At 66.9% G+C, this 24,547-nt stretch carries 21 protein-coding genes; 7 read left to right on the top strand and 14 right to left on the bottom strand.

Going from position 1 to position 24,547, the window contains the following annotated elements; translation table 11 throughout:
• The first annotated feature begins 5 nt into the window (after nt 1–5).
• Nucleotides 6–449 (top strand): MaoC family dehydratase, encoded by a 444-nt coding sequence (locus tag QTH90_RS14365; RefSeq protein WP_286665221.1) that lies wholly within the window; start codon nt 6–8, stop codon nt 447–449.
• A 21-nt stretch (nt 450–470) separates the two neighbouring features.
• Here QTH90_RS14365 and QTH90_RS14370 read toward each other — a convergent pair whose 3' ends face one another.
• From QTH90_RS14370 to QTH90_RS14390, 5 genes are all read right to left on the bottom strand, one after another.
• Entirely contained in the window at nt 471–1,463 is a 993-nt protein-coding gene (locus QTH90_RS14370) for a tripartite tricarboxylate transporter substrate-binding protein (RefSeq protein WP_286665222.1), read from the bottom strand.
• 25 nt (nt 1,464–1,488) lie between these two features.
• Nucleotides 1,489–2,247 (bottom strand): 2-amino-5-chloromuconate deaminase CnbZ, encoded by a 759-nt coding sequence (gene cnbZ / locus QTH90_RS14375; protein ID WP_286665223.1) that lies wholly within the window; start codon nt 2,245–2,247, stop codon nt 1,489–1,491.
• A gap of 95 nt (nt 2,248–2,342) precedes the next feature.
• Complete coding sequence (locus QTH90_RS14380; protein ID WP_286665224.1) at nt 2,343–2,768, bottom strand: MarR family winged helix-turn-helix transcriptional regulator; 426 nt, start codon at nt 2,766–2,768, stop codon at nt 2,343–2,345.
• 27 nt (nt 2,769–2,795) lie between these two features.
• Nucleotides 2,796–3,227 carry a GNAT family N-acetyltransferase gene (locus tag QTH90_RS14385; RefSeq protein WP_286665225.1) on the bottom strand — a complete coding sequence of 144 codons (432 nt, stop codon included), beginning with the start codon at nt 3,225–3,227 and terminating at the stop codon, nt 2,796–2,798.
• 34 nt (nt 3,228–3,261) lie between these two features.
• Nucleotides 3,262–4,077: a class I SAM-dependent methyltransferase gene (locus tag QTH90_RS14390; protein WP_286665226.1), complete on the bottom strand. Its 816-nt coding sequence runs from the start codon at nt 4,075–4,077 to the stop codon at nt 3,262–3,264.
• Nucleotides 4,078–4,280: 203 nt separating this feature from the next.
• On the opposite strand from QTH90_RS14390, the gene QTH90_RS14395 reads away from it, so the two are divergent.
• From QTH90_RS14395 to QTH90_RS14415, 5 genes are all read left to right on the top strand, one after another.
• Nucleotides 4,281–6,095 (top strand): FAD-dependent oxidoreductase, encoded by a 1,815-nt coding sequence (locus QTH90_RS14395; protein WP_286665227.1) that lies wholly within the window; start codon nt 4,281–4,283, stop codon nt 6,093–6,095.
• Nucleotides 6,092–7,918 (top strand): 2-oxoacid:acceptor oxidoreductase subunit alpha, encoded by a 1,827-nt coding sequence (locus QTH90_RS14400; protein ID WP_286665228.1) that lies wholly within the window; start codon nt 6,092–6,094, stop codon nt 7,916–7,918. The genes QTH90_RS14395 and QTH90_RS14400 overlap by 4 nt, the downstream gene beginning before the upstream one ends.
• Nucleotides 7,915–8,970: a 2-oxoacid:ferredoxin oxidoreductase subunit beta gene (locus tag QTH90_RS14405; RefSeq protein ID WP_286665229.1), complete on the top strand. Its 1,056-nt coding sequence runs from the start codon at nt 7,915–7,917 to the stop codon at nt 8,968–8,970. Before QTH90_RS14400 ends, QTH90_RS14405 begins: the two co-directional genes overlap by 4 nt.
• 44 nt (nt 8,971–9,014) lie before the next feature.
• Entirely contained in the window at nt 9,015–9,452 is a 438-nt protein-coding gene (locus QTH90_RS14410) for a CBS domain-containing protein (RefSeq protein ID WP_286665230.1), read from the top strand.
• A gap of 298 nt (nt 9,453–9,750) precedes the next feature.
• Nucleotides 9,751–11,577 (top strand): pectate lyase, encoded by a 1,827-nt coding sequence (locus QTH90_RS14415; protein ID WP_286665231.1) that lies wholly within the window; start codon nt 9,751–9,753, stop codon nt 11,575–11,577.
• A gap of 20 nt (nt 11,578–11,597) precedes the next feature.
• Here QTH90_RS14415 and QTH90_RS14420 read toward each other — a convergent pair whose 3' ends face one another.
• From QTH90_RS14420 to QTH90_RS14435, 4 genes are all read right to left on the bottom strand, one after another.
• Nucleotides 11,598–12,635, bottom strand: coding sequence for a VWA domain-containing protein (locus QTH90_RS14420; RefSeq protein WP_286665418.1), 1,038 nt, complete (start codon nt 12,633–12,635; stop codon nt 11,598–11,600).
• 132 nt (nt 12,636–12,767) lie between these two features.
• Complete coding sequence (locus QTH90_RS14425) at nt 12,768–13,700, bottom strand: DMT family transporter (protein WP_286665232.1); 933 nt, start codon at nt 13,698–13,700, stop codon at nt 12,768–12,770.
• A gap of 348 nt (nt 13,701–14,048) precedes the next feature.
• Nucleotides 14,049–14,453: a ferric uptake regulation protein gene (locus QTH90_RS14430; RefSeq protein WP_286665233.1), complete on the bottom strand. Its 405-nt coding sequence runs from the start codon at nt 14,451–14,453 to the stop codon at nt 14,049–14,051.
• A gap of 31 nt (nt 14,454–14,484) precedes the next feature.
• The gene (locus QTH90_RS14435; RefSeq protein ID WP_286665234.1) at nt 14,485–16,806 is read right to left on the bottom strand and encodes a catecholate siderophore receptor Fiu; all 2,322 of its coding nucleotides are present in this window, start codon (nt 16,804–16,806) and stop codon (nt 14,485–14,487) included.
• A 366-nt stretch (nt 16,807–17,172) separates the two neighbouring features.
• On the opposite strand from QTH90_RS14435, the gene QTH90_RS14440 reads away from it, so the two are divergent.
• The gene (locus QTH90_RS14440) at nt 17,173–17,454 is read left to right on the top strand and encodes an HU family DNA-binding protein (protein WP_286665235.1); all 282 of its coding nucleotides are present in this window, start codon (nt 17,173–17,175) and stop codon (nt 17,452–17,454) included.
• Nucleotides 17,455–17,487: 33 nt separating this feature from the next.
• Here the strand turns inward: QTH90_RS14440 and QTH90_RS14445 are convergent, their stop codons facing one another.
• The 5 genes from QTH90_RS14445 to QTH90_RS14465 form a co-directional block, all read right to left on the bottom strand.
• A complete protein-coding gene (locus QTH90_RS14445; RefSeq protein WP_286665236.1) occupies nt 17,488–18,726 on the bottom strand; it encodes an alpha/beta fold hydrolase in 1,239 nt (412 codons plus the stop codon).
• Between the two features lie 94 nt (nt 18,727–18,820).
• The gene (locus QTH90_RS14450; protein WP_286665237.1) at nt 18,821–20,920 is read right to left on the bottom strand and encodes a site-2 protease family protein; all 2,100 of its coding nucleotides are present in this window, start codon (nt 20,918–20,920) and stop codon (nt 18,821–18,823) included.
• Nucleotides 20,917–22,260, bottom strand: coding sequence for an efflux RND transporter periplasmic adaptor subunit (locus QTH90_RS14455; RefSeq protein WP_286665238.1), 1,344 nt, complete (start codon nt 22,258–22,260; stop codon nt 20,917–20,919). The genes QTH90_RS14450 and QTH90_RS14455 overlap by 4 nt, the downstream gene beginning before the upstream one ends.
• Entirely contained in the window at nt 22,253–23,029 is a 777-nt protein-coding gene (locus QTH90_RS14460; RefSeq protein WP_286665239.1) for an efflux RND transporter periplasmic adaptor subunit, read from the bottom strand. Before QTH90_RS14460 ends, QTH90_RS14455 begins: the two co-directional genes overlap by 8 nt.
• Nucleotides 23,010–24,539 (bottom strand): TolC family protein, encoded by a 1,530-nt coding sequence (locus QTH90_RS14465; protein ID WP_286665240.1) that lies wholly within the window; start codon nt 24,537–24,539, stop codon nt 23,010–23,012. Before QTH90_RS14465 ends, QTH90_RS14460 begins: the two co-directional genes overlap by 20 nt.
• Nucleotides 24,540–24,547: the final 8 nt, after the last annotated feature.

Below are 24,547 nucleotides of genomic sequence, written 5' to 3' on the forward strand. Positions count from 1 at the left end.
CCCTGATGAAATTCGCCGACTTCCACACGGGCCAGATCATCGAAGCGGGCCCGTACCTCGTGACGGAGGCGGAAGTCGTGCAGTTCGCGCGGGCCTACGACCCGCAGTGGTTCCACACCGATGCCGATGCGGCGGCGGACGGGCCTTTCGGGGGGCTCATCGCGAGCGGCTGGCACACGAGCGCGATCGCGATGCGGCTCGTCACCGATGCCGCGCTGGTCGGCTCCGAGTCCTTCGCGTCGCCCGGTCTCCAGTACCTGAAGTGGCCCAACCCGGTGCGTCCCGGCGACAGCCTGCGGCTCGTGGCCGATGTGGTCGAGGTGCGGCGTTCGGAGAAGCGTTCGACGCTGGGCATCCTGCGCTGGCGCTGGCGGCTGTTCAACCAGAAGGAATTGCCGGTGCTGGATCTGGAGGCGACGAGTCTGTTCAGGCTTGAAGCGCCGGACTGAATCGCACGGCGCCTGACCGCCTCACTGCTTGACCCAGCCCGAGGCCGAGATGATCGGCGCCCAGTACTTCGTTTCCGCCGCCATGCGCTCGGTGAGTTCGGCCGGCGTCGACGCCTTCGGCTCGAACACGAGGCCGGCCATGCGTTCGCGCACCTTGGCCGTTGCCAGGGCCTTGTTCAATGATTGGTTGAGCCGCTCCACGGCGGCCTTCGGCGTGCCGGCGGGGGCGAACATGCCGACCCAGAAGTCGGTCTGCATTGCGTAGCCGAGTTCCTTGGCCGTCGGAACGTCCGGCAGCAGCGGAGAGCGCCGGTCGCCGACCATGGCCACGACCTTGAGCTTGCCGGCGCGGTGGAACTCCAGGAAGTCGCCGAGCGCCGTGATGCCCGCGCTCAGGTGTCCGCCGGCGAGGTCCTGCACCATCGGCACGGAGCCGCGGTAGGGCACCGAGTTCAGGGTGGTCTGCTGCTGTTTCGAGAGCGCGCCCAGATCGAACTGCGGCTTGCTGCCCGCCGCCGCGACACCCACGTTGGCGGCCGCCGGCTGCGTCTTCGATGCGGCGATGAGGCCCGGTAGATCCTTGATGCCGCTGGCCTGGCTCACGGCCAGCGCACCGGCGTAGTTGGCGACGAGTCCGACGGGCGCGAAATCGGTCGTCATGCTGAAGCCGGGATTCGCCAGTGTCAGCGGGATGATCACGGCCGTGTGGTCGGGCGCGACCATCAGGGTGCGTCCGTCGGGCGCCGCACGCTTGAGCGCCTGCGCCGCGAGTTGGCCGCCCGCGCCGGTCGGGTTCTCGACGGTGACCGGTACGCCCAGGTCCTCGCGCATCTGCTCGGCCACCTGGCGCGTGACCACGTCGATCGTCCCGCCAGCCGGAAAGCCCACCAGGATGCGCACCGGTCCGCCGGGAAAGCCGTCGCTGGCCCGTGCATCGGGTAGGGCCGTCGCCAGAGTCAATGCGCAGGCGGCGATGCCGAGCAGTTGGCGGCGGGTAGGGGTGATGGTTTTCATGGCACCTTCCTTCGAGGATGAAAAATCAGCGCGGCAAGAGCAGTTCGCGTGACACCCGTCGCGCGTCGATCTCGATCTCGATGTCCTTGACCGGCGGTCGTACCCAGTGCCATGCGAGGCCGCCCGCCAGTGCGCCGCGGTGCGCGAGTTCCTGCTCGATGGCGTGGTGCAGGTCATGCACGGTGTACAGGCTCATGCTCGTCACGTCGGTCCAGCGGACGCCCATGAGATCGAGCCGCGAGCCCAGATCGCCGATGGCGAAGCGCAGCTTGTCGGCCAGTGCATCGGGCGAGGTCTCGCCCAGCCGCACGATGTGGTCGCGATAGCCGGGGCGGTCCGGGCACTCGGCCGCGCCCGAGGTCGTGAAGTCGGGCACTTCGCGCGTGGAAGCAAGCGGCACGGTGTAGCTGAAGGCATGAAAGCCCGCCTCGGCCGGCGGTGCCACCGCGGGAACCAGGTTGCAGCGCGCCACCGGATTGATGTCGTCCCTGAACAGCCCCCACTCAGCGAGCGGCCGCACATAGGCGCGATTGAAGGCCACGAAGTCCGGCTCGCTCATCGGCGCGGGCGAGCGCAGTTCGCAGGCGCACAGCGCGGTCAATGGCCGCCCTTGCGACTGCAGGTGCGCGCGGATGCGCTCGAAGCCTTCGGCCAGGGGCACCGGGCGGTCGAAGCGGGCGCGCTCGATGGCATGGCCGGCATCCGCGATCACGGCGGCCGAATACTGGAAGCCGCCCGGGAGATAGCGGTAGTTGCCGGCGGGGAAGGGGAGGAGCATCGTCATGGGCTTTTCGATCAATTGCTACGTATTCGTAGTATTTGATCGCAGTCTGGAGCCGGACGAATTGGGGTTTACACGGAAGGAGCCCGCGACGGACTTCAGCCGTCGAAGCCCAGCAGCTTGCGCAGCAGTGCGACCAGTTGCTCGCGCTCCGCCTTGCTCAGGCGTGCCGCCACGGCGTTCTGGTATTCGGTGGCCTTGGCTGTCGTGTCTTCCAGCAACTGGCTGCCTTCGTCAGTGAGAAGAAGACTGAAGCTTCGCGCGTCCTCGGCCGATCGCTCGCGGCGCAGCAGGCCCTTGCGCACCGTGCGCAGGACCAGGTCGCTGCAGGTATTGAGGTCGAGCCCGATGTCCTGCGCCACCTGGCTCTGCGATGCGCCGGGCCGCTGGCGAACCGCCACCAGCAAGGCGAGTTGCCGCGAGGTCACTGCCTCGCCGTAGATCTGCGCGAACAGCGCGTCGCTCTCGAAATGGGCGCGGCGCAACAGGTGCGGCAGATGGTGCAGCAGGCGGAATCTGGACATGGGCATCGAATGTAGCGCCGAGGCCAGTCACGCCTCGGCGATGTACCCCCGCTGCACTGCCGAGGCCTGATCCTCGAAGATCGCCATCGCAGTCTTCATCCGCCCGAATCCGAACTTGCGATAGAAGTCTTCCTTGCCGGGCACGGCGTACAGGATGATCTTCCGGTGTCCTCTCGACAGTGCAACGAGCCGCGCGACGATCTCCTTGCCCAGCCCCGTGCCCTGATGGCTTGGCAACACGGCGACGTCGCAGATGTACGAGCAATCGACCCCATCCGCCAGCGCCCGCCCCACGCCGACGAGCTTGCCGTCTTCGTAGGCAAGGCATCGGAACATGCTGTTCGTGAACGCAGTCTTCAGGCCCTCGGGGCTCTTGTTGCCAAGTGGCGCCGCCCGGTAGAGCGCGCACAGCTCATCCCAATCGAGCGTCTCCAGCGAGTCGGACCAGGCAATCGGCATGGCGGGTTTCCTGATGAAACCCGGCATCTTAGATTCACGGCCTGGTTGCCGTTGTGAGCACGGCTGGCATGGGCACTTCGTAGCTGCGGCCGTTCCGGCAAGGCTCCAGCGCCGTCAGGATCGCGTCGTCGATCGCGTCCAGCGACTCGATGTGCTGGCGCTGCAGGGTGCCGCGCATGCGCACGGTGCCCGTCTTGACGGTGAGCAGGATCTGCTCGCTCGACGATGGCCGCCAGGTCTGCGGCACCTGGGTCACGGTCGCATCCTTGAAGCCCGCCGAGGCCATGGCCGCCTCGCTCGTCGATGCATCGGCATAGAGAAACATGTTGGGTCCGCCCGGCAAGCCCACGTCCATGGAGCCGTGGACATCGATCGCGCCGAGCACGGCGCCGAACAGCCTCGCTTCCTGCGGCGTGCCCCACACCGTGAAGGCCAGCCGGCCACCGCTCTTGAGCACGCGGAACGCTTCGCGAAAGAAGCGCTCGGGCTCCGGGAAATGAAGCACGCCGTAATTGGCGACGACGGCATCGAACACCGCGCTGGCGAAAGGCAGGTTGCCGGCATCGCCTTCCACGAAGCTCGCTGACGGAAAGCGCTGCTTGGCCATGCGCACCTGCTCGGCCGAGAAGTCGATACCCGTGACTTGCGCGCCACGCGCCAGGGCCGCGCCGGCTGCGTAGCCGGCACCTGTCGCCACGTCGAGCACGACGCTTCCCGTCTTCACGCCGGCGGCGTCGAGCAGCGGGCCGATCGATTGGGTCGTGAGGCTCGACAGAAGATCGTCGTAGCTCACGCAGACGTGAGGGTCGGCCCAGCCGTCGTGCTCGAAGTCGCGGAACGATTCGGTCATGGGCTTCTCCTGGAGAGCGACTTCCGGACCCGAAAAATGGTGCGCCGACCTGAGGGCAGTGTCAATCGACCCGCGCATTACCCCACTGCGGTGGCTGCGGGATTTCACCAAGGATTTGATTCGCCCCGGGCGGCGCATACTGCGGGCAGACCCGCCATGGCTCTTCCCCACGAGCCCCCGGGCGAGCAGCCAGGAGACAAGCCTTGCAGCGAACCAACATCGCCAACCCGGCCTACTTTCACAAGGTCGTGGATTGCCAGTACGCCTGTCCGGCGCACACCCCCGTACCCGAATACATCCGCTTGATCGCGCAGCGCCGCTATGGCGATGCCTACATGGTCAACTGGGTTTCCAACGTCTTTCCCGGCATCCTCGGGCGCACCTGCGACCGGCCCTGCGAGCCGGCCTGCAGGCGAGGGCGCGTCGAGGAAAGTAATGCGAAAGACCCAGAGCCGGTCGCGATCTGCCGGCTCAAACGCGTGGCCGCCGACATGAAGGAGGACGTGCGTTCACGCATGCCCACGGTCGCGCCCAGGAACGGCAAGCGCATCGCCTGCGTGGGCGCCGGGCCGGCCTCGCTCACCGTCGCGCGCGACCTCGCGCCGCTCGGCTATGAAGTGACGGTGTTCGACGGCGAGGCCAAGGCCGGCGGCTTCATCCGCACGCAGATCCCGCGCTTCCGGCTGCCCGAGTCGGTGATTGACGAGGAGACGGGCTACATCCTCGACCTGGGTGTGGAGTTCCGCAGCGGCGAGCGCATCGAATCGATGAAGGCGCTGATGGCGCAGGACTGGGACGCGATCTTCGTCGGCTGCGGCGCGCCCCGCGGGCGCGACCTCGACGTGCCGGGCCGGAAGGAAGCGGCGGAGAGCATCCACATCGGCATCGACTGGCTCAACTCGGTCTCCTTCGGCCACGTGACGAGCATCGGCCAGCGCGTGATCGTGCTGGGCGGTGGCAACACGGCGATGGACTGCTGCAGGTCGGCGCGACGTCTCGGCGGCACCGATGTGAAGGTGATCGTTCGCAGCGGCTTCGAGGAGATGAAGGCCTCGCCCTGGGAGAAGGAAGACGCCCAGCACGAAGGCATCCCGATCATCAACTTCCATGTGCCCAAGGCCTTCGTGCACGAGGACGGCAAGCTGAAGGGCATGCGCTTCGAGATCGTGCGCGCGGAGTACGACGCGCAGGGCAGCCGCTCGCTGGTGCCGACGGGCGAGCCCGATGCCTTCTTCGAATGCGATGAGGTGCTGGTGGCCGTGGGGCAGGAAAACGCCTTCCCGTGGATCGAGCGCGATTGCGGCATCGCATTCGACAAATGGGGCTTGCCCAGGCTCGACGAGACGACCTTCCAGTCCTCGGTGCCGACGGTGTTCTTCGGCGGCGACGCGGCCTTCGGCCCCAAGAACATCATCACGGCAGTGGCCCATGGCCATGAGGCGGCCGTGTCGATCGACCAGTTGCTGCACGACGAGCCGGTCCATGTTCGCCCACCGCCCATGACCAACCTGGTGTCGCAGAAGATGGGCATCCACGAGTGGAGCTACGACAACGACACCTCCAACGACCTTCGCTACAAGGTGCCCTGGGCCAAGGCCGAGAAGGCGCTGGCCAGCATCCGTGTCGAGGTGGAACTCGGCTTCGACGCTGCCACCGCCTTCAAGGAAGCCGAGCGCTGCCTGAACTGCGATGTGCAGACCGTGTTCACGGAGACCGCCTGCATCGAATGCGATGCCTGCGTGGACATCTGCCCGATGGACTGCATCAGCTTCACCGAGAACGGCGATGAAGCGGACTTGCGCGGCCGCCTGAAAGCGCCCGCGCTCAACCTGGCGCAGGACCTGTACGTATCCGGCGGACTCAAGACCGGCCGCGTGATGGTGAAGGACGAGGACGTCTGCCTGCACTGCGGCCTGTGCGCCGAGCGCTGTCCGACAGGCGCCTGGGACATGCAGAAGTTCCTGCTGAAGATGACGCCGGCCGGCGTCGTGCGCCAGACAGAGGAGGTCCCGGCATGAGCGCGGCGCGTCCGATCGAAGCGGTCAACGATTTCGTCATCAAGTTCGCCAACGTCAACGGCTCGGGTTCGGCCTCGGCCAACGAGCTGTTCGCCAAGGCCATCCTGCGCATGGGCGTGCCGGTGAGCCCGCGCAACATCTTCCCGAGCAACATCCAGGGCCTGCCGACCTGGTACGAGGTGCGAGTGACCGAAAAGGGCCACCTGGGACGACGCGGCGGCACCGACATGATGGTCGCGATGAACCCGCAGACCTGGGATGCCGACGTGGCCGAGCTGGAGCCGGGCGGCTACCTGTTCTACGACAGCACGCGGCCGCTGCCGCCATCGAAGTTCCGCGACGACATCCGCGTGATCGGCATGCCGCTGACCGAGATCTGCAATGCCGTCTATCACGACCCGCGCCAGCGCCAGTTGTTCAAGAACATCGTTTACGTGGGCGCGCTGGCGATCCTGCTGGGCATCGAGCCGGAGGTGGTCGAGAAGCTCTTCGGCGAGCAGTACAAGGGCAAGGAAAAGCTGCTGGCTTCCAACGTGCAGGCACTGAATCTCGGCTGCGACTTCGCCCGCGAGAACCTGCGCGAGCCGGTGGGGCTGCGGGTGCGGCGTGCCGATCGCGTGGGCGACCGGATCTTCGTCGACGGCAACAGCGCCGTCGCGCTGGGCTGCGTCTACGGCGGCGCGACGGTCGCGGCCTGGTATCCGATCACGCCATCGTCGTCGGTGGCTGAAGCCTTCCAGCGGTACTGCGCGAAGTTCCGCGTCGACCCGCACACCGGGCAGAACCGCTTCGCCATCGTGCAGGCCGAGGACGAGCTCGCCTCCATCGGCATGGTGGTCGGCGCAGGATGGAATGGTGCACGCGCCTTCACCCCGACCTCGGGGCCGGGCATCTCGCTGATGAGCGAGTTCATCGGGCTGGCGTACTTCGCGGAGATCCCCGTCACGCTCGTCAACGTGCAGCGCGGCGGGCCTTCGACCGGCATGCCGACGCGCACGCAGCAGGCCGACATCCTCTCGTGCGCGTACGCATCGCACGGCGACACCAAGCACGTGCTGCTGTTCCCCGAGGACCCGCACGAATGCTTCGAGCACGCGGCGGCGGCGCTGGATCTGGCGGACCGCCTGCAGACGCCGGTGTTCCTGATGACCGATCTCGACATCGGCATGAACCAGCGCCTGTGCAAGCCTTTCGCGTGGGACGACAGCCAGGCCTACGACCGTGGCAAGGTCATGACCGCCGAGGAGCTGGAGGCCGGCCGCGACTTCGGCCGCTACAAGGACGTGGACGGCGACGGCATCCCCTGGCGCACGCTGCCGGGCACGCACCCGACCAAGGGCAGCTTCTTCACCCGCGGCACCACGCGCGATGCCTATGCGCGCTATTCGGAACGCGGGCCCGACTACATCTACAACATGGAGCGGTTGCTGAAGAAGTTCGCGACCGCGGCCACGCTGGTGCCGCAGCCGGCGCTGCGGCTCGCTGCGGAGAAGACGGATCTCGGCGTGATCTATTTCGGATCGACCAGCCCGTCCATGCACGAGGCGCTGGAGGTGCTGGAGGAGATGGGCATCCAGCTCGACGCCTTGCGGCTGCGCGCCTTTCCGTTCCCGGACAGCGTGGTGCGCTTCCTCGCGCAGCACACGCAGGTGTTCGTGGTGGAGCAGAACCGCGACGCGCAGATGCGCAGCCTGCTCGTCAACGAACTCGGCATCGATCCGGCCCGGCTCGTGCCGGTGCTGCATTTCGACGGCACACCCATCACGGCGCGCTTCATCGCGGAGGCCATCAGCCGCGCCATCGAGACCAAGGAACCCGCATGACCTATCTCGCGAAGCCCCGGCTGCGCCATCCGACCCTTGCCACCAACAAGGTCGGCTACACGCGTCGCGACTACGAGGGCAAGATATCCACGCTGTGCGCCGGCTGCGGGCATGACTCCATTTCCGCCGCCATCATCGAGGCCTGCTGGGAGCTGGACATCGAGCCGCACCGAGTCGCCAAGCTCTCGGGCATCGGCTGCAGCTCCAAGACGCCGGACTACTTCCTGGGTGCCTCGCACGGCTTCAACACCGTGCATGGCCGCATGCCCAGCGTGCTGACCGGCGCCAACCTCGCCAACCGCGACCTGCTGTACCTCGGCGTCTCGGGCGACGGCGACTCCGCTTCCATCGGACTGGGCCAGTTCGCCCACGCGATGCGGCGTGGCGTGCGCATGGCCTACATCGTCGAGAACAACGGCGTCTACGGGCTGACCAAGGGCCAGTTCTCGGCCACCGCCGACCAGGGCTCCAAGAGCAAGAAGGGTGTCGTCAACACCGACAGCCCGGTCGATCTCGTCGCCATGGCGCTGCAGCTCGGTGCCAGCTACGTCGGGCGTGGGTTCTCGGGCAACAAGGCGCAACTGGTGCCGCTGATCAAGGGCGCGATCAGCCATGGCGGCTCCGCCTTCATCGACGTGATCAGCCCCTGCGTGGCCTTCAACAACCACCCCGGCAGCACCAAGAGCTACGACTACGTGCGCGAGCACAACGAGGCGGTGAGCCGCATCGACTTCATCAGCGGGCGCGAGGAGATCTCGGTGGACATGGCGCCGGGCGAAGTGCTGGACGTGCGCCAGCACGACGGCACCCTGCTGCGCCTGCGCAGCCTGCACCCCGACTACAACCCCGGCGACCGCTACGCCGCCATGGCCCACATGCAGCGGCACCAGGAGATGGGCGAGGTGGTGACGGGGCTGCTCTACGTCGACCCGCTGGCGACCGACCTGCACACGGCGCTCAACACCAGCGACCGGCCGCTCAACACGCTGGGGCCGGCGCAGCTCTGCCCCGGCGCCAAGGCACTGGAGCGGCTCAACGACGCCTTGCGCTGAAGGCGGGCAAAGCGCACCATTGCCGATTCTTCGGGGGACGGACCATGGCCGAACGCACTGTATTCCAGTCGATCTCGCGCAAGCATGTGACCAGCCTGGGCCCACAGGCCAGCGTGCGCGACGCCGCATGCGTGATGACACGCGCCAACTGCGGCAGCGTGCTGATCATGGAACCGCCGGACATCCTGCTGGGCATCCTGACCGAGCGCGACCTGATGACCCGCGTGCTCGCGCGAGGCCTCGACCCCGAGCACACGACGGCGCGCGAGGTCATGACGCCCAACCCGATCTGCGTGCCGCCCGAAACACCGGTGTCCGACGCCATCGTGCTGATGCTGGAGCGCGGCTTCCGCCATCTGCCGCTGCTGTCGGGCAAGAAGATCCTGGGCGTGTTCTCGGTGCGCGACGCGCTGCCGAGGGAACTCGGCGCGGCGCTCAGCCAGGCGGAGTTCAACGAGCAGGTGAACGACGTTCTGGGGTAGGGCCGCTTGCGCGGCCCCGGTCATCCAGCCACCTGAGCCCTCTGCGGGCGTCCCTTGCATCCATCGCCCGGTGCCCATGCGGCGCCAGCTTCGCCCTTACCTGACTACTTTGTAAGTCATACGTTGTCATATGACAAGTGCGGGCGCCTGTCACAAGTTCTTGCACTTGTTCGCCTTGACGCTCTCGTGAGCCGGCTTCAATAATCGCCGCCCCAAGGCCATAAGACAACCGATGTTGTACGACATCTGATGACTTTGGGTTCGCCAGTTCGAATCCTCAACCAGAAAAAGGAATTCCATGAAACGCAGACAGTTTGCAATTTCGGTCCTGTCTCCCGTCGCGCTGGCCGCCTGTGGCGGCGGCGGCGACCACGTTTTCCTCCCCCCTGCCGCTGCGCCGGCGCCTGCTCCGGCACCGGGGCCCCAGGCGCCCGCCCTGGTGGCGCTCAAGAGCGCCACGAGCTACATGGACGAAGTCGTCTCGTACAAGGGCGGCTACGTGTGGTCGTATTCACCGGACCTCACGCAGACCTTCGGCGAAATGGAGGCCAAGCGCACCATGCTCTGGCTGCAGCCGCCGGGCACGTCCTCCATCGGCCACATCTACCTCGATGCCTACCATGCGACCGGCGATGAGCGCTTCTACCAGGCGGCCGACCGCACGGCCAAGGCCGTCGCCTCCGCGCAGCAGAGCTCGGGCGGCTGGAACTACATCTACGACTTCGCCGGCGAGGACTCGCTGAAGCACTGGTACGAGACGGTGGGCAAGAACGGCTGGCGCCTCGAAGAGTTCCAGCACTACTACGGCAATGCGACCTTCGACGACGCCACCACCGCGGTGGCCTCGCAACTGATGCTGCGCATGTACCTGGAGAAGCAGGACCCGGTCTACCAGACCGCCACCAACAACGCCATCAAGTTCATCACCGATGCGCAGTTCGGCCCCCAGTTCGGTGTCGCCGACGGCGGCTGGCCGCAGCGCTTTCCGCACAACCCGAACGCGGTCAGCGTCATGCCCTTGCCCAACCCCACGCAGTTGCCGGCGGGCGCGCGTGCCGGCATGGAAGACGGCGACTACACGCTGCACGTGACCTTCAACGACGACGTCATGGGCGAGAACATCAAGTTCCTCACGATGTGCGTGATGGCGCTCGGCCGCTCCGACCTGGTGGCCAACGTCACCCGCGCCATGGACTGCATGCAGCGGATGCAATGGACGTCCCCGACGCAGCCCCTGCAGTCGGGCTGGAGCCTGCAGCACCTGTCGCGCGACACCGGCGGCCGGCTCGCAGGCTCTCCGGCCGCGGCGCGTTCGTACGAGCCACGCTCGCTGGCCACGCACACGACGCAGACCAACATCCAGCAGCTCCTGGGCTACTTCACGCTGACCGGCGACAGGAAGTACCTGTCGCAGCTGCAGAAGGCGATCGACTGGCTGAAGTCCGCCTCGATCCAGCTCCCCGCCAACGTCGCGACCCTCAACCCGCTGCTCGCGGGCCGCAACGTGGCGACCTTCATCGAGCTCGACACGAACGAGCCGCTCTACATCCACCGCTACGGCTCCAACATCAATAACGGCGCGTACTTCTTCGACAAGGACATCACCAACACGATCAGCCACTACTCGTCGGGCCGCTCGGTCGATACCGCCGCGCTTCAAAAGCGCCTGGACGAACTCAATGCGATGACGCAGGCGCAGATCGACGCCATGGTCGCCAAGTCGCCGCTGAAGGCCACCAAGGCGCGCACCCTGCCGAAGTATTTCGCCGCCATCCGCGAAGTGGATTTCCCGGACCTGTTCGAGGGCGCCGTGATGAAGACGCCGGTGGTGCCCGAATCCGAAGTGCAGACGATCATTGCGGCGCTGGTGGACGGCAAGTACTGGACCGCGCCAGTGCCCGAGATCGTGAACCCGTATCGCGGCGATGGTCCGGCCACGCCGTACACCGGCACGGCCTATCGCAGCCGCCACGTGGGCGATGTGTACGACACCTCTCCCTATCCGGCCGATACGCCGCCGGACATCGCGCCCTACGTGAAGCGCGACAAGCCGCAATTCATCATCACGTCGAACTTCATCGCCCGGATGGGGCGGCTGATCTCGTTCGTCGGGCCCGTGGCCTGAAATGGATGACGGCGCGCCGCTCAGGCGACGCGCCCGAACCAGAGCAGCGACAGCGTGGCTGCCGCCATCGCGACCAGGGCGGAGATCAGCGCGAAGATGCCGGTGAGTTCGGTTTCCCTCGCCTGCACCTGCAGGCGCGAGCCGAGCTTTTCGTAGACGCTGCGCAGCATTTCCGCCGTGCCTGCGTGGTGGTACTCGCCGCCGGTCATGCGCGCCACTTCGCGCAGCGTCGGTTCATCCAGCTTCATGTAGATGGCAATGCCCTCGGGCATGGCGGCATCGCCATCGACCGTCCCCAATCCCACCACGTAGATGCGCACGCCTCGGTCGGCGGCCATCTTCGCTGCCTGCAGGGTGTCGATGCCGGTGGTGCGGCGGCCATCGCTCAGCAGAATGATCGCGGCCGAGTCGAAGGAGCCCGGGGCCACCGGCGCGATCTGCTTCGGCGGCGGCTTCGCCTTCTCGTCCAGGCTGCGGCCGAGCCGCATGCTGCCGAAGGTCATGTCGCCGAGTTCGATGCCCTGTTCCGGGAACAGCTCCGCCAGGCACAGCACGATCGCATTGCCCACCGCCGTTCCCATCTGCATCTGAAATGCATCGATGCTTGCAACGAGGGACTCGCGATCCAGCGTCGCGCGTTGGGCGACCTGGCTGCTGCCGGCAAACGTGACGAGCCCGACCTCGATGTTCTTGGGCAGTTCGCGCAGAAAAGACTTGGCCGCGTCCTGCGCGGCGACGAGCCGGTTCGGCTTGACGTCCGTGACGCGCATGCTGAGCGACACGTCCATGGCCAGCATGATCGAGGACCGCGCCCAGGGCAGCGGCACTCGCGCCACCGGGCGAGCCGCTGCAAGCAGCAGGCCCGAGCAGGCCAGCAGGAACAACGCCGGAGGCAAGTGCCGCCGCCATGACTGGCCCGCCGCCGCTGCGCGGACGATGCCAAGGCTGCTGTAGCGCAGGGCCGCCTTGTTTCGGCGACGTTGCAGCCAGACATACGCCGCCGGCACTAGCAGCAGCCCCGGCAAGAGCCAGAGGAAATCAGGCCAGAGAAAGGACATCGGCGGCGCGTTGCGTTGATCCTGCAGCCCGGCAATGTCGCCGCAACCCCGGCAGGCGGGTGCACGCGCCGATTGGCGGTGCACCGATATCGTGCCTTCGAAGGGCCCGTTTCGCAACCGGGAGCCGTGCCGTCAGCGCTCCAGTTCGGGCGCCTGCATCGATTTCCTGTCCCGGGTGTCCGGGCGATCGGCGCGCACCGGCCACAGCACCGAGGCGATGGCCACCATCATCAGCGCGACGGCGGTCCAGTCCTGCCAGTACACCGTCTCGCCCAACCACAGCGCGCCGCTGAACACGCCGAGCACGGGGATCAGCATGACGCTCAGCGTGGAGGCCACCGGCGGCAGCCCGCGCGCGAGATAGAACCAGGCCGCATGCGCGAAGCCGAAGATGAGCACGGCGTTGTAGGCGATCGCGGCCCAGGCGGCATTGCCGGGAGGCCGCCATTGCGAGCGCTCGAAGAGCAGCGACAGCACGGTCATCACGACGGCGGTCAGCGCGGTCATCCAGAACGAGAGCGTGAGCGTGGGCAACCCGATGCGCGTGCGCCGCAGCAACTGCGTGCCCAGCGCCCAGGTGGCCGCCGCCACCAAGGCGAGCGCGACGTAGCCGGGGCGCCCCGCGAGATGGGTGAACTCGTGCCACAGCAGCAGCCCCACGCCGAGTGCGCATGCACTCACGCCCAGCCAGCCGCGGCGCGTGAGCATTGCCGAGAACAGCACGGCGCCGATCACGGCCGAGAACACTGGCATCGTGTAGCCCAGGATCGCCGCGCGTCCGCTGGACAGCGCCTTCACCGCCAGGATGATGCAGGCGTGCCACACGAACATGTTGGTGGCCGCCAGCCAGAGCAGTTCGGGCCAGTGGCGCCGCGGCACCTTGAATGGCGTCTTCATCACCACCAGCGCGAGGCCGAGGATGGGCAGGCCGAGCCATAGCGAGAGGGTGCGAAACGCCAGCGGCGGGTAGTCGGCCACGCCCAGCTTCATCACCGGCCAGTTGAGGCCCCACACCAGCGTGAGCGGAACGAGCAGGGCGAACTGGCGCAGCGAGAGGGTTTGCATGGATGGGCATTGTGGCCCGTCCTTTCGAGCCTCCGCGGCCATCGCGACGCGGCACCGGAAAGGGGCCGAAGTCGCCGCATCCCGGATTCGCCATGAGTCGGGGCGCACTTCCGTGCAGATCCCGTGAAGTAATGCACACCCACTAGTCCATCCAGTCGATGGCGTGGGCCATGAAGGGGACCTAAGGTTGCCTTGTTGTGCCGCGCACTTTCAGGCGCGGCTCAAGACTGACGGCGCGAACCGGACGCTTCGCCCGTCAACCCCTTCTGGCTGGTTAGAAAGGCGGAGGCGCTCATTGCGCGCGGACCGCCACCAGCCAGCCTTTTCCCTTGCTGGCGACCATCGAGGTCATCGCGGCCGGCCGAAGACCGTGACGCCGTAGTCCGCCATGTCGAAGCCTTGTTCCTGCGCGATGGCAAGGAGTCTCGCCTCGATCTGCGAGTCGAAGAATTCGCGCACCGATCCGTCGACCAGCGACACCAGGTGCCCATGGTGTCGCTTGCCGTCGTTGAGCTCGTAGACGGTCCGGGCACCATCGATCCGGGTCTTCTTGAGCAGGCCGGCCCGCTCGAATTGCGGCAGCACGCGGTAGACCGTCGCGCGGCCGACGTCCATGCCGAGCCGCACCATCTGCCGGTACACCTCCTCGGCCGCCAGGTGGCGCTGCTCGCTTTGCTGGAACAGTTCGAGCACCTTCACCCGCGGCAAGGTGGCTTTCAGGCCGGTGTGCCTGAGCCTGTCCACTTGCTCCATGCGTCCGGCCTGCGGCAGTCGATGACGACGGTCAGAAGGCGAAGTTGGCCGTCAGGCGCGCCGACCGCGGAATCCCCGGCGTGTAGCGGTAGCCGCTCTTGTTGATCGCGGCCACGTACTCCTCGTCGAACAGGTTGAAGATGTTCAGCTGAAGTTCGACGTTCTTGCTGACGCGGTAGGACGCCATCGCGTCGAACACCCAGTAGGACTCGGCGTAGGCCGGGGTGCCGACGGCGCCGTCGGTGCCGCGGCTGAGCTTGCCGTTGTAGCGCGCGCCGCCGCCGATCGTCAGGCCGAACGGGAACTGGTAGGTCGACCAGAGCGTGAAGGCGTTCTTCGGCGTGTAGGTCAGCACGTTCTCGCCGCTGGCGGTGATGACCGGACCGCTGAGCACTTCGGTGTCCATGGTCGTGAAGCCGGCGCTGATGCCCCAGTTGTCGGTGATCGCGCCAGCCGCGCCGAGCTCGATGCCCTGCACGCGCTTCTTGCCGGTCTGGTAGTACAGCAGCGAGGTCGGGTCCTGCACCACTTCGTTCTTGACTTCGGTGCGATAGACCGCGGCCGTCAGCGCGAGCTTCTTGTTCAGCACGTCCCACTTGGTGCCGATCTCATAGGTCTTGGCTTCTTGCGGCTCGAAGTCGATGCGGGAGGCGCTGTTGCCCGTGCCGCCGGCGGCCAGCGCGAAGTTGGCGCCGCCCGGGGGCTGCGCGGAGGTGCCGTAGGCGGCGTAGATGCTGCCGTTCTCGGCGGGCTTGTAGACGACGCCGAATTTGCCGGACCACAGGCCGTCGGAAGTCGACAAGGACGTCGGCACCAGCGTGCCGACCGGCAGCCGCGGATTGGCGGCGGCAGTCGACAGCGTCGAGGCGCGGTAGTCGGTGCTGTAGTGGTCGTAGCGCAGGCCGCCCGTCAACTGCCATTGTTCGTTCAGCTTCGCGGTGTCGAACACGTAGACGCCGACGGTGTCGGTGGAGCCCACGCTGTCCGCGCCGCTGGGCGTGCGCCGGAAGCCTGCGACGTACGGATTGGGGTTGTAGAGATTGGCGGCGGGCCAGGCGCCGGTGTTGAAGGGCGCACCCGTGGCAGGCGTCGCGCCGGGGCCGAAGAAGCCGGCGCTGGTCTGCTCTTCGCGGATCAGTTCCAGGCCGGCGTTCATCGTGTGGCCGACCGAGCCCGTGTTGAACTTGGAGCTGACGTTCGTCTGGTTGGTGAACAGTTCGTTGGTCTGGTCCTTGTTCGTGGGATTGCTCCGCGCGATGGTCCAGGTGTTCGGGTTGGCGATGACCGGCGTCACGATGTTCGCCGACGTGCCCATGAACGAGGTCAGCATGTAGTCCTGCGACGTCTTGCCGTAGCGGGTCGTGTTGCGCAGCGTGATGTTCGGCGTGATGTCGTGTTCGACGCGTGCCGTGAACATGTCCGCGCTCACGTTGTTGAAGTCCGAACTCGTGCCGTAGAAGTTCGACGGGTCCACGGGCGCGGCAACGCCGAGGTACGGGCGATTGGCTGCGGGGCTGGAGTAGCCCGGCAGGCCGATGGTCGGCACGCCGCCATCCGGCACGCTGTTCTGGTCCACGTGCAGGTAGTTGAAATAGAAGCGCGTGGGCGTGTTGAGGCCGATGGCGAGCGACGGTGCGATCGCCCAGCGATTGTTGTTCACCTGATCGCGGCCGGCCACGCCGGAATCGTCGATGACGGCATTGAGGCGGAACGCTGCCCCCGAGCCGTCGGCATTGGTGATGACCTTGTTCCAGTCCACCGTGCCGCGCTTGTAGCTGCCGCTGCCGAAGCCGACGGAACCCGAGAAGGCGTCCTCCATCTTGGGCTGCTTGCTGATCAGGTTGATGAACCCGGTCGGCGAGGTGCGGCCCACGTCGGTGCCGGACGGCCCCTTGACGACTTCGATCTGCTCGATGTTGAACGTGTCGCGCGTGATCGAGCCGAGGTCGCGGATGCCGTCGACGAAGATGCTGCCCGAGGCGTCGAAACCGCGCATGTAGATCGCATCGCCGGTGCTCGTGTTGCCGTTCTCGCCGAGGTAGAAGGCGCCGACGCCGGGGCTGTTGCGCAGCGCTTCGGTCAGGGTCGTGGCGCCTTGTTCGCGCATCAGCGTTTCCGGAATGATCTGGATCGTCTGCGGCGTGTTGACCAGCGGCGCGGTGAATTTCGGGTTGGCCGAGTTGTCGACCTTGAAGTCGACGGAGGCGTCTTCGACGCGAACCTCCCGGAGGGTGTTCGCGGACGTCTGTGCTCCGGCGGGTAGCGACAGCGCGAGAAGCGTAGCGGCGGCAGCACTGCCGAAGGGGGGCAGCGCGCGCGCGACAGCGTGCTTGCGGCTCTTGATGTAGGCCATGAAAGGGATTCCCAGGTGAAAGACGAAGCCGAGAGCTCGACTGGCTGGGTCCGGCGCGGCCTCGGAGAACGAGGGGCGGATTGGCTGGCAGGAGCTGATTCGCGAAAGGCGCGAAGTCAGCGAATGATAATGAATCGCATTACTACCGTTAACCTGGCGTTCATATTTCCACAGATTTCAGATACATTCGGCCCGAATTCGTTGCATTCATGCAACGTTTTGCCCATCCTGCGTCAGGAAAGGTACTTTCTTCTGGACAGAAGCTGCCTCCGTTCACATAAGCGCGCACTTGAGTTCCGGCTGAAACGGAGAGGGCGTTGCCGTCGGCTATCCTGCTCGTTTGTTTTAAGAGAAGGAACCCCCGTTTTGAACAAGACCGAACTCATCGCCGCGATCGCCGCAGACACCGACCTCAGCAAGGCCGACGCCGGCCGCGTGCTCGAATCCACCCTCGACAACCTGACCCGCGCCCTCGCACGCGGAGAAGCCGTGCAGCTCATCGGCTTCGGCAACTTCACCGTGGCAAGCCGTGCCGAACGCACCGGCCGCAATCCGTCCACCGGTGAGCAGATGACGATCAAGGCAAGCAAGGCGCCGAAGTTCACGGCAGGCAAGGCATTGAAGGACGCCGTCAACACGACGGCCTGATGGCGATGGCGGGCCGGTGCGCCGGCGCCGCCCTCATTCGCACCGCGCGGTTCCCGATCGCACGCAATCGAGGAACTGCAGGACCCGGCTCAACGCCGGATTCCGATAGCTGTCCTTTTCGATCAGCACCGCGTGTTGCGCTTCCGGAATCGTTCTGCCGACGCAGTAGCCGCTTCCGTGCGCCTTGTTGAGGCTGTCGCAGAACTCCTTCTGCGCCGACGGCTTCACGGCCTTGTCGTTTTCTCCCTGGAGCAGCAATACCGGCACCTTGATGTTCGCAGCGGATTCGCCGCGGGCCTGCTCGGAGGCGTTGCAGGACTGATTGAACCAGCGATAGGAAGCGCCGCCCACCTTCGCGTGGGTCGATCCGCAGTCCGCGCCGCTGCATTCCGCCGTCTTGCGCGTCTCCCAGTTGCGTTCGTAGCGCACGCGGCTCTGGCTGATGCCGTTTTCCTTGTCGGGGGCCGCCACGTGGAACTCGTCATATTGCTTGTCGAACTCCGTGCCTTGCGCGTAGACCGTTGAAAGCAAGGTGAACATGCCGATCTTGCGACTGAAGCTGTCGCAGAAGGCGTCGGCGAGCTTCGCCACGATGCTCGGGCTCGGGTCCCCCGCTGCCCAGGGTTCCATCATCGGCGTCACCAGCGCCGCAGCCTTGATGCTGCTGTCCGGCGTCCCTTCCAGGTACAGGGCAGTGACCGCGCCGCCCATCGAATGCGCCACGAGGAAGAGCGGCTTGTCGCCGCTACTGCGTGCGTTGCGGACCGGACCGTTGATGAAGGCCGAGAGATCCTTGACGTAGTTGTCGAAGTCGTCGATGTACCCCATCGTCGGATCCGACGAGACCAGCCGCTGTGAAAATCCCTGGCCACGGTGGTCGTGGATGTACACCGAGTAGCCATTGCGAACCAGGTCGTAGATAATCTCCTGGTAGAGCGGCAGGCCCTCCGTCCGGCCCGACACGATGACGATGCCGCCTCGCGTTTCGGCGCGATTCCTGTACACGCGATAGTGGATCTTCTTGCCCTCGGCGCCCGTGAACGATCCGCGATCCATGTCTGCCAGCTGCCGGGTGCGGGATTCGAGATCGGTCCACTTCGGGAACGCTGCCAGATCGGCCTCCGAACCCAGAAGGTAGGTCGGAGATCCCTGCGCCGCCGGCTCGAGCAGCACAAACGAGCGCGTCTGCGCCATCAGTCCACCGGGCGCAAGCGATGCCAGGGCGATGGCCAACGCGCCGGCACACCGCTTCGCAAAAGTGCCCGTGTTCATCGCAAACCTCCCATCGTCATGGACGCGTACGCTCGCGCACCGTCCATGATTCCTGCGTTCGCCGCGGTTCGCATCACCAAAACTGTCTAGCGCGCTAGAACCCGCTCTCCCGCAGCAGCACCGCGAACACGCGCGTCAGGCCATCGGCCAGCAGGCTGCGGCGAGCCGCCTCGATCTGCACGTGGCCGCGTGTTTCCTTCAAGCCGGGCACGGCCTCGTCGAGCTGCACCAGCACGTGAAACAACGCCGGCGCGGGCACCAGCGCCTCGCCGTGCGGCACGGTGTTCAGCGGGCCGCCGAAGCGCGACGACAGCGATGGATGCTCGAGCTGGTTCACGCGGGTGGTCCCGATGGCGATCACGTGTCCGTGCATCGGCACGGGCTGTCCTTCGGCATAAAAGCGCACGCCCTTGCCAACGCTCAGGCGCTGCACTTCGTCCTGCTTGACGTAGGCGTCGACTTGCCAGCGCGAGGGATCGACCAGCACGCCGATCAACTCGCGGCTGCCGATCCATTGGCCGCTGTTCCACTCGGGATTGACGTCCAGCCACTGGCCCGCGAAGGGCGCCTGCAGCTTCAGCCGCGCCATCTCCGTGCGCGCGGCGCGAACCTGCTCGAACTGCGCGTTGAGCCGCTGGCGCGTGGCGGCTTCCTGCGCCAGGCCGGAAGGGTCGGCCATCAACCCGGCGAGGCGCTCCTGATAGCCGCGGATGCTGGCTTCGTTGCCCTGGCTGCGCGCCGCGATGTCGGGCTCGTCGAGCACGGCCAGCGTGTCGCCGGCCTTCACCTGGCCTGCCGCGTGAATCTGCTGCAGCAAGGACGGGTAGGGCGCGTAGACCCGCAGTTGCTGCTCGGCTCGCGCCACGCCGCGCGCATGCACCTGCGTGCGCCAGGGCACGGCCAGCACGAGCACCAGCGCGATCAGCACCATCGCCAGCACGATGCGGCGCCCGCGCACGACGTCCTGGCGCCGCGCCCACCAATGCTTCAGCTCGCGCCACACCGGCATCACGATGAACCACGCGATCTCGACCGCGAAGAGCACGATCCCCAGCAGCTTGAAGAAGAACAGGTACACCGCCACCGCGATGCCGAGGAACAGCACCAGCCGATAGAGCCAGGTCGCGATCGCGAAAGCGACCAGCATCCTTCGGCGCGCGGGGCTGAAGGGCTCGGGCCAGGGTTCGTCGAGGCCGAGCACCGTTCGCCGCAGCGCCACCCTGGCCAGCGCGCCCGAGCGCTCGTGCAGGTTCGGAAAGTCCAGCAGGTCCGAGAGGATGAAGTAGCCGTCGAAGCGCATGAACGGACTCGCGTTCAGCGCCAGCGACAGCACCCAGCTCGTGGTCGCGAGGTACAGCAGCGCGTTGCGCAATGGGCCGGGATCGCTCAGTGCCCACCCCAGTGTCGAAAGCCCGGCGAGCCCCAGTTCGGTGAGGATGCCCGCGGACGCGATCGCCAGGCGCTGCCGCGCGCTGCGCAGCTTCCAGCTCTCGCCCGTGTCGGTGTAGAGCATCGGCCACATCACGACGAACGCGATGCCCATGTGCGCCACGCGCAAGCCCAGGCGTGTCGCGACCAGCGCGTGGCCCAGCTCGTGCAGCGTCTTCGCGACGATCAAGGCCAGCGCAAAGCTCAGCAATCCCTCGGTCGAGAAGGACTCCACCACGGCCGTCGCGAAGGTGTCCCACTGGTGCAGCACCATCACGATGCCCGTCAGGCCGAGCAGGATGACGAGCCAGCCGGTGACCGGGCTGAACAGCCAGCCCAGGTGCCGCGAGACCCGCGCCAGATGCACCTGCGGCCGCAGCAGCGGAATGCGGAAGAACAGGTAGTGATGCAGCCACCAGCGCCAGCTCATCCACGCGTTGCCCTGGCTTCGGCCCAGCAGGCGCGCGACGGCTTCGGGGCCGGGGCGCAGCAACTGGTGCTGCTCCAGGAAACGGCGGAAGTCCAGCACCTGGCGCACATCGGGTTTGAGCGCGGTCTGCTCTGCGATCTGCTCGCTGATGCGGCGCGGCGATTGTCCCCAGCGCAGCAGGCATTCGAATTCGAGCCAGCCGATCCGGTAGAAGCGGTTGACCACCGTGTCCTGGATCACCCACGCGGGATCGCCGCGCTGGCCCGGGCCGGCCTCGCTCAGTCGCAGATCCTCGCGCAACGGCGGGGTGGGCTGGTCGGCAGGGTCGTCGTTCACAGTCCGGTCCACGCGCGCACGGCGGCCAACGGCCGGCGCAGGAGGTAGTAGCCGAGGATCACGCGCTCGCCGTAGAGCTTGGCCGTTCCGTGCAGGCCGAGGCGGGCGTGCGCGGGCGCGTCCTCGATGCTGGCGAGCAGCCGGTACGACGACACGCCTTCCTCGCTCGGCTTGGCCTGGTAGCTCGTCTCCAGAATCTGCCCCTGCAGCGGATCGAGCGGGTACGCCGTGAGAAACAGCGTGACCTTGGCGCCGGGCTCGAGCGCGATGGCATCCGCCACTGGCAACTGCACGCGCATGGCCGGTTGCGTGGGGTCGGCCACGTGCAGGATGCGCTCGCCGGTGACCACCGGCTTGCCCAGCCAGTCGTTCGGGTCGCTGAACACCGCCACGCCTGCGCGCGGCGACAGCACCTGCGTGCGCTTGAGCTGCGTCTCCACGGCGGCCAGTTCCGCCCGCCTTTGCCGCGCATGGGCGTTGAGGAGCGTCAGTTCGTTCTTGCTCTGCGGATTGTCGAAAGCGCGCTGGCTGGCGGCCATGAATTCCGCATCGGCCACGGCGACCTCCTTGCCGAGCACTTCGGCGCGGCTGCGCAGCGTGGTCTCGTCCAGCGTGAAGAGCGGCGTGCCAATCTCCACCGCCTGGTTGGGCCGCACCTGCATGCGCTCGATCACGCCATCGATCGGCGAGCTGATGACCTGCGCGTTCAGCGACACCACCTCGGCGGGCGCGAGCACCGTCTGGCGCACCGGCAGCAGCATCAGTGCCGCGAGCACGACGAGCACGATCAGTGCGTGTCGCCGGCTTGGCCGCCAGCGCGGCAGGCGCCGCCGGGAATCGAAGGCCGCCCAGCAGTGCGCCCATGTCTGCCAGACGCCCTGCAGCATCGGCTGGAGCTGCTCGGACGGCGGCTGGTCGAGCAGGTAGAGCAGCACGCCCAGGCGCTTGCCGTCGCGGTCGTTCAGCGGAATGCACCACAAGCCGGCGGGCCACCATTCGGCCCAGCCCTCGGCGATGTCGGCAGGCGGGTCGACCGCATCGCGGGCCAGCCACCGGGGCTTGCCATCGCGAAGCTGCGTCACGAGCCAGCGGCCCGCGCGGCGCAGCCACACGAGGTAGGGCGAATCCTCGCTGGGCCGGGCGAGGCCCGAGACGCACAGAAGTTCGAGCCGGTCGCCGTGCTGCGCCATCACCAGCGCCTGCCGGTACTGCAGCAGCGGATAGAGATCGTTGGCCATCGAGAAGGCCAGCGCATCCAGCGACGGCGCTGCCAGCGCCCTGTCGCGCAGCGCATTGAGGCTGAGCAGCAGTTGCGCGGCGGGCGGTGGTCGCTCAGTCACGGTCCGTGGGGAACCGGGCGATGCCGCTCATGCCGGGGATCAGCTCGGGATGCTCGCTGTTGAGGCGCGCCTCGAGTTCCACGGTCTGCGCCACCGCATCTACACGGGAATTGATCGCGCTCACCTGCGCCGGATAGCTCTTGCCCGTCTCGTGGATGGTCACGACCAGCGGCGCGCCCGGCTTGAGCCGCGACAGCAGCGTGGAGGGCACGTTGAGCCGCACCTTGAGCGCGCCATCGCTCACCAGGTCGAACAGCGGCGTACCGGCGCTCACCGTCTGGTGCGGCTTGGCCAGCACCTTGGCGATGCGTCCGCTGAAGGGCGCGCGCACCTGGCAGTAGCCGCTTTGCGTACGGGCGAGCGTGAGCGCGCCTTCGGTCTTGTCGACCTCGGTGGTTGCCATCAGCACTTCGAGGTCGCCCGCGGCGTTGAGCTTCTGCAGGTTGCGCTTGGCGTCCAGGTTCTGGCGCGCCATGTTCAGTTCGGCGGCAGCCACCTTCACGCGCGCCTGCGTCTCGGTGCAGATGAACTGCGCCAGCAGCGCGTTCTTCGCCACCTTCTGGCCCAGCTCGGCGTGCAGGTCGCCGAGCGTGCCGTTCATCTGGCTCGACAGCGTGGTTTCGAGCCGCGAAGCCAGCAGCACGCGGATCGCGCCGGGGTCGTCCATGGCGGGGTTCGGCTTGCGCGCGTCCGGCGCGGCCCACGACGCGGGAAGTGCCACGGCCAGGATGGCCGCGAGAAGGGCGCGCTCAACGCGGGGTTGTCGCATTGGCCTTCTCCTCGCTGCTCGCCAGCAGGCCGCGCTGGCCGCTGATGGTGCGTTCGATCTCCTGCGCCACCGCCTGCACGTCGTTCTTCTCGAGCGCCTCGGGCAGGACGTCGAAGCCGACCGAGTTGTACAACCGGCCCTGGGCGGCCTGCGCGCTGGAGTACGCGGCCTCGCGCTGGTAGCGCGACAGCAGCAGCCGGCCTTCGGCACGGATCAGCTCCAGTTCGGTGCCGACCGAGGCCGTGCGCGCGGACTGCGCATAGTCGAGCAGGCGCCGGTCCACGCGCAGGCTCTCGTCGGCGAAATCGACCTCCTGCCGCGCGAGCTGGTAGCGCAGGTAGCCGACGCGCACCTGCGTCAGCACCGCCATCGACAGGGCCACGCGCCGCGCCTCGGCGGTCTGGGTCTGGCTTTGCTGGGTGGCGTTCAACGAGGGAAGCTGCAGCAGCTTCAGCAGGTTGAACGAGATGGTCGCCGCGCCGGCGTTCCATGAGTTGTTGTAGAGAAAGATGTTCGAGTCGTACTGGTGGCCGAAGTTGAGCGTGATGTTCGGCCACAACTGCGCCTTGGCGATCTGGATGTCGTAGTCGTCGACCCGCGCGCGATACCACTCCTCCATGATCTCGGGACGGCTCTCGAGCGAGAGCTGTTCGAGGCGATCGATGTCTTTCGTGAGCTCGGGCATCGGCGGCTCGGGCGTGTCGGCCAGCAACATCTTGGAGCCGGGCGGCAGCGACATCAGCGCGGCGAGTTCGGCCTGTGCGAACTCCAGGTCCTGGCGCCGCACGGTCAGCAGGTAGACCGAATCGAGCAGGGCGCGCTGGTAGGCCAGGATGTCCTGGCGCGGCAGCAGGCCCTTGGCCTCCGCCTCGCGCGCAGCGGCCAGCGCCTTGTGCGTGCGCGCCAGCAGGCCGTCGACCTCCGGCAGCAGGCGCTGCGCACCGAGCGCCCGCCAGTAGGCATTGCGCACGTCCTGCAGCACGTTCTGCGCGACCTTGCGGCGGCGCTCGTTCGCCATCAGGATCTGGTCGGACTTCTGCTGCGTGCGGTAGTAGGCCATGCCGAAGTCGAGCAGGCTCCAGCTCAGTCCCAGGCCGTAGAGATCGCGATCGCGCTGCTCGGAGGTGGATGCCCGCAAGCTCACCTGCCGGTCCTCGATGCCGATCGACGTGCCGCCGGAGTCGTTGTTGCGCCCGACGTAGCCAGCGGATGCCACCAGGCGCGGCAGCATCTCGTAGCTCGCGACATCGCGCAGGTTGGAAGCGAGTGCGCCTTCCATCAGCTTCAGGCGGTAGTCCAGGTTGTACTTGAGCGCACGCGCCGCCGCCTCGTAGAACGTGATCGGAATGGTGACGGGCTCCTGGTCGGCATACATGCGCACCTTGTCCTCGGAGACGCGCTTGCGCAAATCGTCCTGCGTGTAGGGCTTGGGTTCGAGGGAACTGCAGGCGCTCAGCAGCAGTGCCGAACCCATGGCGACGCTCAGAATCTTGAAGGGATGCCCGGGCATGTTCGTCC

Source organism: Variovorax flavidus (assembly GCF_030317145.1).
GTDB lineage: Bacteria > Pseudomonadota > Gammaproteobacteria > Burkholderiales > Burkholderiaceae_C > Variovorax > Variovorax flavidus.